The sequence below is a fragment of the Natrinema sp. 1APR25-10V2 genome (assembly GCF_031626495.1).
Classification (GTDB): domain Archaea; phylum Halobacteriota; class Halobacteria; order Halobacteriales; family Natrialbaceae; genus Natrinema.
Genome location: NZ_JAMQOJ010000005.1, coordinates 369,407 through 381,562, shown reverse-complemented (window position 1 = coordinate 381,562; position 12,156 = coordinate 369,407). Strand labels below are relative to the sequence as shown.

General features: G+C 61.8%; 16 protein-coding genes. 3 read left to right on the top strand and 13 right to left on the bottom strand.

Annotated features, from left to right (window positions below; translation table 11 throughout):
- Positions 1-116: 116 nt before the first annotated feature.
- Positions 117-566: a hypothetical protein gene (locus NDO75_RS17795; protein ID WP_310907956.1), complete on the top strand. Its 450-nt coding sequence runs from the start codon at positions 117-119 to the stop codon at positions 564-566.
- 144 nt (positions 567-710) lie between these two features.
- Here the strand turns inward: NDO75_RS17795 and NDO75_RS17790 are convergent, their stop codons facing one another.
- The 9 genes from NDO75_RS17790 to NDO75_RS17750 form a co-directional block, all read right to left on the bottom strand.
- On the bottom strand, positions 711-1,577 hold the full coding sequence (locus NDO75_RS17790) for a hypothetical protein (RefSeq protein ID WP_310907955.1): 867 nt from the start codon (positions 1,575-1,577) through the stop codon (positions 711-713).
- Positions 1,578-1,687: 110 nt separating this feature from the next.
- Complete coding sequence (locus NDO75_RS17785) at positions 1,688-2,026, bottom strand: hypothetical protein (RefSeq protein ID WP_310907954.1); 339 nt, start codon at positions 2,024-2,026, stop codon at positions 1,688-1,690.
- 60 nt (positions 2,027-2,086) lie between these two features.
- Positions 2,087-2,629, bottom strand: a complete 543-nt coding sequence (locus NDO75_RS17780) for a Mov34/MPN/PAD-1 family protein (protein ID WP_310907953.1) — start codon at positions 2,627-2,629, stop codon at positions 2,087-2,089.
- On the bottom strand, positions 2,626-3,183 hold the full coding sequence (locus NDO75_RS17775; RefSeq protein ID WP_310907952.1) for a hypothetical protein: 558 nt from the start codon (positions 3,181-3,183) through the stop codon (positions 2,626-2,628). The genes NDO75_RS17780 and NDO75_RS17775 overlap by 4 nt, the downstream gene beginning before the upstream one ends.
- A 263-nt stretch (positions 3,184-3,446) precedes the next feature.
- Positions 3,447-4,277, bottom strand: a complete 831-nt coding sequence (locus NDO75_RS17770; protein ID WP_310907951.1) for a ThiF family adenylyltransferase — start codon at positions 4,275-4,277, stop codon at positions 3,447-3,449.
- Positions 4,201-4,959: a Mov34/MPN/PAD-1 family protein gene (locus tag NDO75_RS17765; protein ID WP_310907950.1), complete on the bottom strand. Its 759-nt coding sequence runs from the start codon at positions 4,957-4,959 to the stop codon at positions 4,201-4,203. The genes NDO75_RS17770 and NDO75_RS17765 overlap by 77 nt, the downstream gene beginning before the upstream one ends.
- Positions 4,956-5,450 (bottom strand): hypothetical protein, encoded by a 495-nt coding sequence (locus tag NDO75_RS17760; RefSeq protein WP_310907949.1) that lies wholly within the window; start codon positions 5,448-5,450, stop codon positions 4,956-4,958. The genes NDO75_RS17765 and NDO75_RS17760 overlap by 4 nt, the downstream gene beginning before the upstream one ends.
- A gap of 89 nt (positions 5,451-5,539) precedes the next feature.
- On the bottom strand, positions 5,540-5,812 hold the full coding sequence (locus tag NDO75_RS17755) for a hypothetical protein (protein WP_310907948.1): 273 nt from the start codon (positions 5,810-5,812) through the stop codon (positions 5,540-5,542).
- The gene (locus NDO75_RS17750) at positions 5,809-6,219 is read right to left on the bottom strand and encodes a hypothetical protein (protein WP_310907947.1); all 411 of its coding nucleotides are present in this window, start codon (positions 6,217-6,219) and stop codon (positions 5,809-5,811) included. The genes NDO75_RS17755 and NDO75_RS17750 overlap by 4 nt, the downstream gene beginning before the upstream one ends.
- A gap of 230 nt (positions 6,220-6,449) precedes the next feature.
- Here NDO75_RS17750 and NDO75_RS17745 point away from each other — a divergent pair, with 230 nt between their 5' ends.
- The gene (locus NDO75_RS17745; RefSeq protein ID WP_310907946.1) at positions 6,450-6,824 is read left to right on the top strand and encodes a hypothetical protein; all 375 of its coding nucleotides are present in this window, start codon (positions 6,450-6,452) and stop codon (positions 6,822-6,824) included.
- A gap of 62 nt (positions 6,825-6,886) precedes the next feature.
- Complete coding sequence (locus tag NDO75_RS17740) at positions 6,887-8,191, top strand: hypothetical protein (RefSeq protein ID WP_310907945.1); 1,305 nt, start codon at positions 6,887-6,889, stop codon at positions 8,189-8,191.
- On the opposite strand, the gene NDO75_RS17735 is transcribed toward NDO75_RS17740, so the two are convergent.
- The 4 genes from NDO75_RS17735 to NDO75_RS17720 form a co-directional block, all read right to left on the bottom strand.
- Positions 8,188-8,691, bottom strand: a complete 504-nt coding sequence (locus NDO75_RS17735) for a hypothetical protein (RefSeq protein WP_310907944.1) — start codon at positions 8,689-8,691, stop codon at positions 8,188-8,190. The two genes, NDO75_RS17740 and NDO75_RS17735, sit on opposite strands and share 4 nt — an antisense overlap.
- A 249-nt stretch (positions 8,692-8,940) precedes the next feature.
- On the bottom strand, positions 8,941-9,777 hold the full coding sequence (locus tag NDO75_RS17730) for a hypothetical protein (RefSeq protein WP_310907943.1): 837 nt from the start codon (positions 9,775-9,777) through the stop codon (positions 8,941-8,943).
- Positions 9,778-9,976: 199 nt separating this feature from the next.
- Positions 9,977-10,441 carry a hypothetical protein gene (locus NDO75_RS17725; RefSeq protein ID WP_310907942.1) on the bottom strand — a complete coding sequence of 155 codons (465 nt, stop codon included), beginning with the start codon at positions 10,439-10,441 and terminating at the stop codon, positions 9,977-9,979.
- A gap of 222 nt (positions 10,442-10,663) precedes the next feature.
- Complete coding sequence (locus tag NDO75_RS17720; RefSeq protein WP_310907941.1) at positions 10,664-11,551, bottom strand: hypothetical protein; 888 nt, start codon at positions 11,549-11,551, stop codon at positions 10,664-10,666.
- Between the last annotated feature and the right edge of the window lie 605 nt (positions 11,552-12,156).

The following is a 12,156-nucleotide window of genomic DNA, read 5'->3' as shown; positions in this document are numbered from 1 at the left end:
CCGCACCCTGTTAACAATTTCTGAATTTTGAACGAATTTCAGATCTCGAATACCGAATTTCGAATATCGATATCCGACTTCACTGCTTTTTCAACGTGTTCCGTTGAGGATCTGATATGGATAACTCGGGGTTGGAGCATCCGCGTCTGCTCGGTGCGATCTTCGACGATTTCAACAGCGAGCACCGGCTGATGGCGTTTGACCGGTTAGCACAGGGTGACGACGTTGCCACCATCGTCGAGGACCTTGACTTGACGCGGAGTGGCGTCCAACACTGGATCACGGACTGGCGTGACGGGAACTACCTCGAGGAGGATTCCCACGACCTGACGGCGTACGGCCGTGCCGTCCACGACCTGCTGACGGAGATCGACGCGAAATGTGGTGACCTGGAAGAAGAGGCGTTTGCACACCGTCTCCGTGACACCTTGGCGGAGAGCGATCTCAGTAACGACGATGTCCTCCGGTTCACGATCCGGGAAGCGCTCAAGGACAGCGCGGTCAGCCGTGACGACGCGGAAGCGATCGTCGACGAGGTTCTCGACGAAACAGAGACCCAGGAGTAAAACGCCCCCTCCGATGCCAACTCCGTGTACACAGCCCTGGTCCTGCAATACCGTCTGTTATCTGACCGAAATCTCAGAACCACCGCCTGGCCGGCGCACACGGATACCGGGGGAAACTAATCCAGTAAGCGGCACTACTATGACCTATCGTTTTTCGGACTCATAGAACGTGGTACACTCTTCGATAGCGGTCTGGATTGTCCGTTCGCGGTAGTCGGGCCGGTCGCGCCACTTCTCCCGCGCGAGCCCGCTCTGATCGAATAGGCGCTCGATCCGCTGCGGGTCACCGCCCGTCCAGAACGCCAGCAGGCTGCACAGCGCCAGATCCGCCTCCGAATGGCTCGGATATCCCGAGGTATCGCCGCGGTAGTAGAGCTGCTCAAACTTGTCGCCGTTTGCCGCGGTCCGGGCCTTTTCAAGCAGTTCCTCGTCAGAAACCGGGACTGCGGTCCGGGACGGGGCTGGCGTCTCCACGCCGGTCTCCGCGATGTAGTCGTGATGGAGGGCCGCGAGTGCGTCGTACCGCTCCGCAACCTCCGTCGGCGTACCTGGCACCCGGTCGCCCGTCACGGTGAAGTATCGGTCCCGGTCGTACAGTTCGAGCCCGTTGCTGCGGTTGCCGCCACCCGGCACCGTGCCCTCGACGATCACGTGGAACCCTGTCCCGCTTGGACTTACTTCCGTGTACGAGTCCAGTCGCTGCAGGACATCGGTCACCCAGTTCTCCACCGCGCCGGTATCGGCGTCCCGGCAGGTATCGAGATCGACCCCTGCATATGGATCGGCCGCGGTGAACACGAACCCGATGCCGTCCACCTCGTCGGTCTGCCGGGCGTACTCCCGGGTCGTACGATAGTCCCGCCAGGTCTCCGGCGCCGACACGCGCGCGTAACACCCGGTGCCCGGTTCGACCGGGACCTTCGTCGTGGTCCCGTCCCGTGTTTCGGTACGCCAGCAGACCCACTGGTCCTCATCCTGTAAGGCATCGGGAACGTAGTCCGTATCAACCATCGTGGCTCACCGATCCTTCGACACTGGGTCGCCCGCTGCTGAAACCGGTCAGGGAAGGCCCTGGTTCGGATGCCGGCCGGCATCGTACGGGGACGGGTGCGACCCGGGCGTCACCGCTCGTCATTGTCGGATGTCTCATCCTCTTCATCCGTCCAGATTCGGCGTGGTCCTTCACCCGGTGGATCGTCACGCGCGGTCAAGAGATCGTCCAGCAAGACGGTCAGCGATGTCGACTCCTGGTCCCTTCCGGCCATCGCCTCGCTGAAGAGGCAGAACAGTGCCACGATGACAAGGACCGCGACGGCGAAGACGGGGTTCGGTCCCATGACTTGGACGGCCTCCCAGACCGTGATGAGCAGCGCGCCGGCAAGCACCACTTCCCGGTACACGTTATAGATGACGGCTACTACGGCGGCAAACAGGACGAGGGTGAACAGCAGCTCAAGCATTACCGGCCTCCCCGGTCCGGCCGGGCACTGCGGGACACGTGCATGGCCGCCCCGGGTGGGTCATCCCACGACCACGGAGCGGGACTCATACCTCCCGTTATAGAGGGCAAGTGTATGCGTGCGGTGTTCGCCCCGCCACGAGACCGCGTTTGTGGCGGTCTGCTCCGGGCGGCGGAGCCAGTCCGGATCGAGATCACACGGCTCCCCGAGGACGTGAATCCCGAGGAACAGTTCATAATCGTCGAAGTACCGGTCGAACACGCGTTGCTTCTTGGCGGCGTTCCGTTTATCCTTCGTACTCGGCATCGGGTTGCCACCGGGATGGGTATGAAATCGCGCAACAAGCCGGGGACCCACTCGCTCCTCATAAAAGTCGGCGATGGTCTGTGCCACAGCCCGGTTATCGATATCGACCGCTGTCGGTGTCGCCTCTCGGTAATGCGTTGGATCGTCGAACGCGAACAGCCGGGTCGGCACGTAGTACGTCTCCCCCGTCAGCACGAACACCGTCTCGACGTCGTCCTGCGCCCCGTTGTTGCCCCGGAGCTCGATGAGTTGGATGAAGTCGGTGTCAGTCCCGGGGAAGACGAACGTCCCCCTCATCGGTTGACCACCTCCTGGATCCGGAGCTGACCCATGACCGCTTGAATGTCTGCGTCGTCGCCGTAGAGCTGTCTGCCAACGGCGGCAGCCTCTTGCCCCTTGTACGACAACTGGCCGTCGTCGGTCAGATAGTCGTTCTCGAACAAGGGATTCGTCGCGGGATCGATCGTGACTTCGACCGGCTCGTCCCCGACCGTCTCAACGGTCACCAGGTCGTCCGGCTCCATCACCCCCTTGTCGAGGAAGGTCAGCGCCAAGAACGTCCGCTTGTCCACGTACTCCCGTCGCGCACAAGTCGGGCAAAGCGACTGTCTCCGCATCCGTATCACACAGCGCTGACAGGAGATCAGCTCGCACCGCGTACACCGGTAGACCGCCGGCGGCGCATCGGTCACGGCCGAAATCGGTGCCCCACACGTACAGAACGGGTGCCCGGTCTCGACCACCCGGGTAGTGAGATCATCGAGGTCCGTCTTGGACTTCTCCTGCTCGTAGACCGGTGCCCCGCGCGCCCCGAACTTCTTAATATGGTCTTTCGTGAACTCCTCGCCCATCGCTTATCCCCCTCCGAACAGGAGTTTCCGTGCCACTTTCAGGAGCACGTACCGCGTACTGTGACTCGGACAGAACACTCGCCGCCGGTCATCCAGCCAGACCTGATGATCCGGGCAGAGCGTACGTCCACACTGCTGACAGATACAGGTACATTCGGGACAGGTTTTGGCGGCACACGCATCGTACCGGCAGATCCCGGTGAACTCCCACTCCCCGCTGTGCCCACAGTCCATCAGTCCTGACTGAGCACCGGTTGCCACGGTCACCCACCTCCACAGAGGGTGCAGTCAGGCCGCTGGTCGACGGTCGCCACGACCGGGGGAAGCTCCCCGGACAGCCAGAGTTCAGTGACGTCCCAGGTTCGGGCCCGGTCCATGAGCGTCGAGTCGACCGCGTACAGGGCGAGCCCGGCGATGACCAGCGCGGGATCGACGACGGCCGGGGCTCCGGGACACGCACCGGCGCCACCGGCGTCCGGCCGGAAGCACTGGAAGCAGGCACTGTCCGGGTCCTGGACGAAGACGTAGCCGCCGTTCGCCTCGTCGTCGAGGCCGGTGATGACGACCGGGGTCTCGCCGTAGAACCGGGCGGCGACCGCCAGTCGCGCCATATCGTTGTCCGGGCAGCAGACGACGATATCAGGGTCGAACGTGTAGCCGAGTGCGACCGCGTCCTCGAAGTGATATGGATATCCCGTGATGATGGCGTCGCAGGCCCCGTCCTGTGCCAGCAGCCGGGCCAGTGCGACCGCCTTGTTCCGGCCGACATCCGCGTCCCGGTACGGCTGTCGAGACAGGTTCGCATAGTCGACGATGTCTTCGTCCAGGATCTCGAGGGTGCCGACGCCTTTCCAGGTGAGGTAGCGTCCGACGAGGCCGCCAACCCCGCCGGCGCCCACGAGAAGCACCGTCGCCCCTGATACCGTGGACTGGTCGAATCCGGGGATCCGTTCCTGGCGGTCGGTCACCCCGGCCTGGTCGGGCCGGTCCGGCGTCACGGCCGTGGCGATGTACGTTTCAGGCCGCGTGGCCGAGTGATCCGGTGCGAACGGGTTCGTCGAGTCGGAAGAGGTGTGGTCGGATTTCTTGGACATGGTTCCCATGAAGGTTCACAGTGAAGTCGAGGTCGTTGCTGAAACAGCGGACGTAGCCGTCCCGCGTCATGATGATACCGATCACGTCGTAGCCGGCGGCTTCCAGTCGGTGCTGGCAGCGGCGATCGGTCGATGACGGCGCTGTCGCCGCCGCGCCGCGGCCGGGATGATTGTGACAGTACGCCATGAGCCGCCGGCCGGTCGCGTCCAGTTCCTGCAGGACCGCGAACGAGTCATCGGGATCGGCCGCTGCACCGCCCCGGGACTGTTCTATGTGGTCGACCCGGAGACACCGGTTGAGGGTCCGAACGGTCGGCTCGATTGTCAATCCGGTCAGGTACGTCAGCGTCTCCGTGTCCGGCGCGGTACACACCGCCGTGTAACAGTCTGCGAGCACGACTCCGTCGACGTGGAACGTCACCCCGGGTGTCTCGGCCTGCTCGAGACAGGCGAGCGCCGTCCGCCAGGCGTGCCACCGTTTCAACGCGTCGATGCTTCCCGGCAGGTCGGCCTCGTTCTCCCACCGCGTGGTGAACGCGTCTTCCGCCGTCTCGAGCTCCGCCGCGATCAGGCGCCGGGCGTATCGCTGTCCGTCTGTGTCCCGCGCTGCCTGATCGGCGGTGTCGCCCGCCGCTGGTTGCGCCGGCTCTGTTTCTGCATGGCGCCAGAGCCGGCGGATCATGATGCTCCCTCCAGCATGGCTTCGATGTGGTCGATGCCGTCCCCGAACGAGTCCGGTGCCGCATCGAAATGTACCTCGTACACGTTGTCGGCCAGGTGCGGGCGGTCGGCCAGACATCGGCCCCGTCGCGCCCGGCGTACGAACGTCCGCGGCGGGTCATGCACGTAGAACTTGCGGCGACCGCTCGCTGTCCGCTGCAGTCCGCCGTCCATCGATTTGCCGCCTGTCTGGTATTGCCCGATGTAGCGTTCCGGCTTGTCGCTGACCTGCTTCCAGCCCCGCTGCGCGAGGTAGTACGGCATATCCTTCGGATCCGCAAACGCGGCATCAGTGCCCTGTGAGGACGCACCTGCCTCCGTTGCAGTCGGCGCGGTCGGTGCTGATGCAGAGGACGTGGTTATCGACCGTCTTGCGTGCTGGGCGACGTCGCTGAGGAACGTGAGGAGGAGGATGCCGCCGCCGACCAACAGGACAACGAGGACGTCTTCCATCTACCTCACCTCCGGCCGCCGGGTGTGCTCCCGGCACCCTGCTGGTCGGTGCGTCCCGGTGCGTGAACAGCGACGGTGTGACATGGTGATCACGGTCGATGGACCCCGCTGGGGCAGGTGCCCGCGGTCCCGACGACCATCGGGGATGATCCGTAGAGGACATCGCCGTCGTCGACGGCCTTGAAGACGTTCGTGTCTGGGTCGAACGCGGTGCCGCTCCCGCTTCGGAGGCTGTAGCCATCCGGGTCGGTGTCGACCGTCCGCGCCAGCACGTCCCGTGGCCGATCACCCGGCTGGACCGTCACTCCCTGTGTTTTCCCGCTTCCCGGCATCGTCACGCTCACTTGCTTGTTTTCTGTCATTGGTCTCTCTCCGCATGTTGATTGTCTGTTTCCGTGTCCATAGCCGGCGTATCCGTGCACGCCGCACAGTCGTCGACGACCTCGTTGACCGCCGCGGGCAGACTGGTCGCCTCCGGGTAGTACACGAACGGATCACCGAGGTGACTTGCTCGGACGAGCCACCGGGTATCGATGAGCCAGCGCCGCGGGACGAGCCCGTTGTAGCGGACTGTCCACGGCAGTTCGATGTGGGGTGGCGTTGCCGGCCAGTGCTCCGGGAGTCGGATCCGGATCTCGACAGTGCTCGGCGTAAATCCGTCAGGGAGCGCCAGGTCGGTGACGACCACCGTCCGCGCTGCCGGCTCGTAGTGGACCTCGAATTGGTGTTCGAGGACTGCGATCTCCCGGTGAAGTCGGTGTTGGGCCATGGGACGGGATCAGGTTTCGCTCCGTGCCACTGGAACATCGTCAGGGCCCCTCTGTCCCTCTCCGCGCAGGGACTGGCTGGGCCGACCCATCTCTAGGGTGATCCTCGATTTAGTCTCACTTCATTAAGTGAGGGAGACGTTAGCAAGGACCATAAACTTTATTCTCGGTTGGGTGCCACTCTGTTCTAGAGATAGTTCAACCGCGATCCCGCCACAATTCCCTCATACCTATGCCAGATAATCTGGAGACCGCGATTGTCGAAGTACGGAAATCAAAGGTGCGTGAGGAGATCGTTCGCGAACTGTCCACTGACGGTCACTTACGACCGTCCGAAATCTATGACCGCATTGATCCCCGGACGGATACGACGAAGGAAAACTTCTACCAAAACCTGCGGGCCCTGACCGATACGATCGTGGATAGGACGGAGGGAAGCCGCCGCATGACGTTATACTCCCTTACTGAGACCGGGGAAGCGGTTGCCGAAGAACTCGGCCTGACTAAGACCGAACGAGAGCAGTTGCGGAGCTTTGCATCAGAGTCGACTCTCTCTGCTGAGGAAGTGGTTGACATCTGGAAAGAAACGACAAACCAGGAAGAATGACTGTTAGGACAGGTCACCGATCGTTTCCCACCGGAAGTGAGCAGGCACGCGCGGTTCCGTCAATGAGCGTGCTCAAGGTCAAGGCAGGCACGTACGAAGACCCGGTGCGAAGCTGGTCGTACGCGTTCTGTGGTTTGCCGGAAGAAGTCGAACACTTCCGACACGCATCTTCAGGCCATGTTCGGACCATGGCGTGGCTTGAACACGACAGCCGCGAGGCCTTCCGAGCGCTCATCAACGAGCGTGAAGATATTTCGACCGCGAAAGAAAGGATCGTCCACAACGAACGGGCATGTGAAGCAATCTACCGCAACTGCGCAGACCTCATGGAGGCCAGAGACCAGTACCTGGTACAAACGATATTCGACTGCTTTGATCCCGGGCCAGAGACACCTCTTGTCAAGCAGTGGATGGCGTTCGGAAGAAATATCATACAACACGAGTTTATGGGGCGTGACCCGGTCAGCACTACGTTAGACGCGAAACTGCACCAATTGGCGGCCCGGTACGGGACACCGCTGGTCCCATTATATGCTGCTTTTCTGGCACTGAATATACCGCTGCCCGATATGGAGGCCGCAGCAGCAACGCGTGCAGAGAGGATCGCCGCCATCGATTTTGAAGACCGATTTGAAGAGGTTTTCAATACCTTAATAGACGACACCGAGGCGGTCTCCCTCACGGTCACCGATGCCGATATGACCTGGGACGATGGGTTGCACCACTACGTGATGACCGATGCCTACCGTCAGCGCTTCTTCACCCTCTTCAATGACTGTATCCAGGAACTGGCGATTGATACTGCGCTCGGCTGCCGCAACAGTGTCTCCCTCCCACTGCTCGATGCGCCTGCACGGCGGACACCGTCGCTGTACACACGGTACGAGAACCTCATCCATGACGACCGGTTCCTGTCCCAGCCATTCGTCACCCAAGAAATCCTGTGTGATGCAGCCCTGGCATACGGCCACTGCGGCTGTGTGATCCTCTGCACGGAGTATACCCAGCCGCTGTGCTACCTGCCCAACCCCTATTTAAGCACGACACTCATCGGAGGACGGCGGTATTTCCATGTATTCTGTGACACATTTGCCGCACAGAACATGCTCAATCAAGCGATTGGACAGTCGGTCAACGGGATTCGGACGCCTCTCCACTGTCCGTTTTGTAGCGAACGCCACGATCCTCGGCAAGGCAACTGCGCCTGGGACGCCGTTCTCAAACGACACACGAAGAACATGGCAGGTGCCGCAGACTGGGAAGATTATTTCGGGAAAACAGCAGCAGTCGTAGACGACTTCGTTGCGACGGACGTGCCGGGCGAGGACCACTTGGCGGCAAGTCGTGCCCGCCGGAGAACCGGCTAGAAGGAGCGCAGGCTCTCTCCATCTGTCCATTGTTGTTCCCGAGCCTCATGAAGATAGGCACACGCTTCATCCCGAATCACCGCCTCTGAGACCTTGTCCCTCCTTCCCAGAAGATATACTTCACCCGCCTTCTCTGCCTCACTGAGCCGGTGAACGAACTCCCCGTATCCTTCCTCCTCCAACCATGTCGTCCAGAGCGTCCCGCGGCCCAGCAGTTCGTCAAACACACCTCTCATCGCATTATACACGATCAAGTCGTACGGTATACCATAGGCCGAGAACGCCGTCTCTCGCTTCCCCTCCAGTTGAGCGGCTAATGGACCGACCGGATACCACCCACATATTGGCTTGGACGGCTCTGCTGGCAGTTCTTCCTGGTAATGAAGAACAACATCAAACGTATCCTGTTCTTCATTGTAGTCCGCAGTCAAAATAGTCGTATAGACCGTTTCAACATCAGCCACCTCATTCACCATCCGACCCCTTTCGAAGAAAACCATTAAATTTCCACTCGATAGTTCCAAACCACGGTCTGATGGAACCGTGATGGAGAACAGGCAGTTTCCGTCTCAAAAGAGATCGATTGACACCTGCTTCAAGATCCGAACAGGGCGAATGCGAATCCGGAGATGATCCTTGTTCCGGCAATGCCCCGCTCAAACCTCATCTCCCCTCTTAAACGGACTGCTAGAACAGATCCTCTTCAAACCTCTAACCTATTCTCCTAGGCCTACGCTGTATCATCGATACTAGACACTCACCACGCAAGCGGCTCCGCCCCCAACGACGTTGGCCAACACCCGGTCATAGACACAGGTCATCCGGCCGATGTTCGTCTCCTGCTCGGCCATCGTGTGAGTGTCGTGCGATCGGACTGCCGCCAAGTATCGCTCCGCGATCGCTTCAAGCGTTTTCGCATCATCGATAAAGACACCGAACTTGGTCTTCTGCGCTCGTTTTGCGTGCACCATCGCCTTCTCTTCCAATTCCTGGTTCCGCACCGCCGCCCGGTCCCGGGCCTCATATGCCGCCGTATGGTACCGGAAAAACTCGGTCTGTTCCACCGCATACACGTTCGGCAAGCCCAGAAAATCAGCCACCAGTTCGAACCCGCACAGAACCGCGTTCCAGTACGGATGCTCGAGGATCGCTCGCGCCCGCACCGGCCCATCTGTCGTGGCCTCGCGATACCACGTGGTGATCGGGTCGTCCGCGGTTACCGCGTCTACCCCGTCCTCGATCACGTCATGCTGCTTCAACGCCAACGCGTACCCGGCACCCGCAGCATGCGCTTCCGTCGCCGCCACCGGACACAGAAACATGTACACCTCCCCGAACGCCCGGGCACACCGCGCGTACTGCTTCCGGTCGTGCGCCTCGAACGCCCGCACGACCTGGACCGCCATATGGGTCGCCACCTCACTGAGATACTCTGCGACAAACGCCTCCCCGAACCGGTCCCGCTGCCGCCGGAACACCGCATCGTAGACCGATACGCCGTGATCGATATCATCCTGCACAGCCACCACTATCGCATTCTCCCGTCCCCATTGCCCGGCCTCTCCGTTCCCGGCACGTCCCCCCATACCAATATATACTACTTGGTAACGAACAACAATCGTACTACCGGCTCCTCCCTTTGCCAGTGAGAGTCAACCATGCAAACCAGCCAAGAAGCACGTTCCGCGTGCAGATCTCTCCGCCAATCGTGAACAGGAGTGGGAACCTCGAACCACGTTAGTGCTACGGCCACAGGATTCGCCCCCGGTCTCCCCCCCTCTCTCGTCACGGCACCGCTGCTCCGTCCTCGGCTTCCGGATTAGCAAGCAACTCCATCCACGCCGCCACGCTCGTCATCGCGGCGGTCACACCCATCACTACGAACACAGCACCCAGTTCAACAACCGCCAACATCACCATCCAAATACCTAACACGAGACTGAGAACCGCAGCAACCACTCCTGGCACCGCCGCCACCGCATATCCCTGGCCAACACCATACCAACTCACCACTGTACTTCCCACCAGCCCCAGAAACGCCACCGCTTCCCGCGTGAGCGATCCCCCGCCCGAAGCAAACAGAAATATCAGTCCCAAACCACCAGTGAACACCCCGATAAAGAAAAATACGCCCCGATGAAGTCTTGCATATCGGCCCGGCTCCCCCGTCGCAAACGTCACCGTCCCCGCCACTGACCGATCCCGGTCATCCACACGGCCACGGTCACGTTGCGGATCAGTCCCGGCCATACGCTTGTGTCCGCCACAAAACATCATAGCTTTTCATGCATCTATGCGATATCTGGATAGTCTCTAGGAAACAAATTTGCCCTCTTCTACCGCACTGCGCGGTAGCCGTAACACCGCAAATCCCGCTCAACACACACGGTCACGTTCCCGGCGAACACGGCCCTTGGGGATCTCTCCCCCTACATCCGGGGCCACGATAGGCAGAGCAGCGAGGCACATGCCTTACTCCTCCGTACCGGGATTGTAGAAGGCACCGCAGCCTCGGATCGCCGTCCGAATCGTCCGCCGCCGGTAGTCAGGCCGCTCCCGCCACTTCTCCCGCACCAGGCCGCTCCGGTCGAACAGGCGTTCAATCCGCTCTGCATCGCCGCCCGTCCAGAACGCCAGTAGGCTGCACAACGCCAGATCCGCCTCCGAATGGCTCGGATACCCCGACGTATCACCGGCCCAGAGCCGCCGGAACTTCTCCCCGTTCGCCGCGTTCATCGCCCGCTCGAGCAACGCCTCGTCCGAGAGATCCACGTCCGTCGCCCGCGCCGTCACCGCGTCTCCCCTGGTCGCCGTGTCATCCGCTTTCCCGGACGAGGCGATATACTCCGCGTGAACCGCCCGCAACTCCACATCACGCACCGCAACCACCGTCGGCGCACCCGGCACCCGGTCACCCGTCACCGTAAAGTACCGGTTACGATCATACAGCTCCAGTTGCCCCGCCCGGTGCCCACCGGCCGGTACCGCACCCTGCACGAGCACGTGGAAGCCGGTGCCGCTCGGACTCCGCTCCGTGTACGAGTCCAGCCGCCGCAAGACATCGATCGCCCAGTCCTCGACTTCGCCCGTCGCCAGATCACGGCAGGCATCGAGATCCACGCCTGCATACGGATCGGCCGCCGTAAACACGAACCCGATCCCCGCGATACCGTCCACCTCACGGGCGTACTCCCGCGCCGTCGCGAAGTCCGCCCACGTCGCCGGCTCCGCCACGCTCGCGTATACACCGGTTTGCGCGTCAATTGGCACCTTCGTCGCCTCGCCATCGCGGTCCTCGGTACGCCAGCAGACCCACTGGGCCTCGGCCTTAAGAACCGCTGGAATGTGTGTGAAGTCCATCGCGAACCACCAGTCTCCCACCTGCTGGGGTCGCGATGGAACGAACCACATGACACGCGGTCGCTCCCGAGGCCCGTCCGTGGGTCTTGCCCGCACCCCTCGCCGCAATAGACACAGAGCGACGATCTCCCGCCACTGCTCCCACCGCAGAAGCCCCGCGTATATTCCGTCCACCGCTCCCCCACCCATCCTCCACATTCAGACCTTACAGACCCTCTCCCCTGATAAGTGAATCACGGGCACCGGATCCCCCTTGCTCACACGTTTCCCGGCTTCACTGCTCTCCTTCCGCCCCCGCCCTCTCTGTCCCTTCCCTTGCCTCCCGCGGCGCCACCACCGTTCCCCCTTTACTCCAGATATGCATCCCCCTCACCGTCCATCAACTCTCCTGCGTACCACCATACACCCACTCCCCGCGGCGGCTTTTCGCCTCCGCCGCCCTCCTTCTCTGCCGCTCCGGTTAAACAACCCCGCGCCGTTCCAGCGCCCCCCCGGCCCGCTGCTGCTCACAGCCGCAAACACCACCTTCACCGGAGACGGTGCATCCCGCCACCGTCACCTCCTGCCCCTCCCACTGCACAAAGCAACCGCCGCCAAACGCCCGG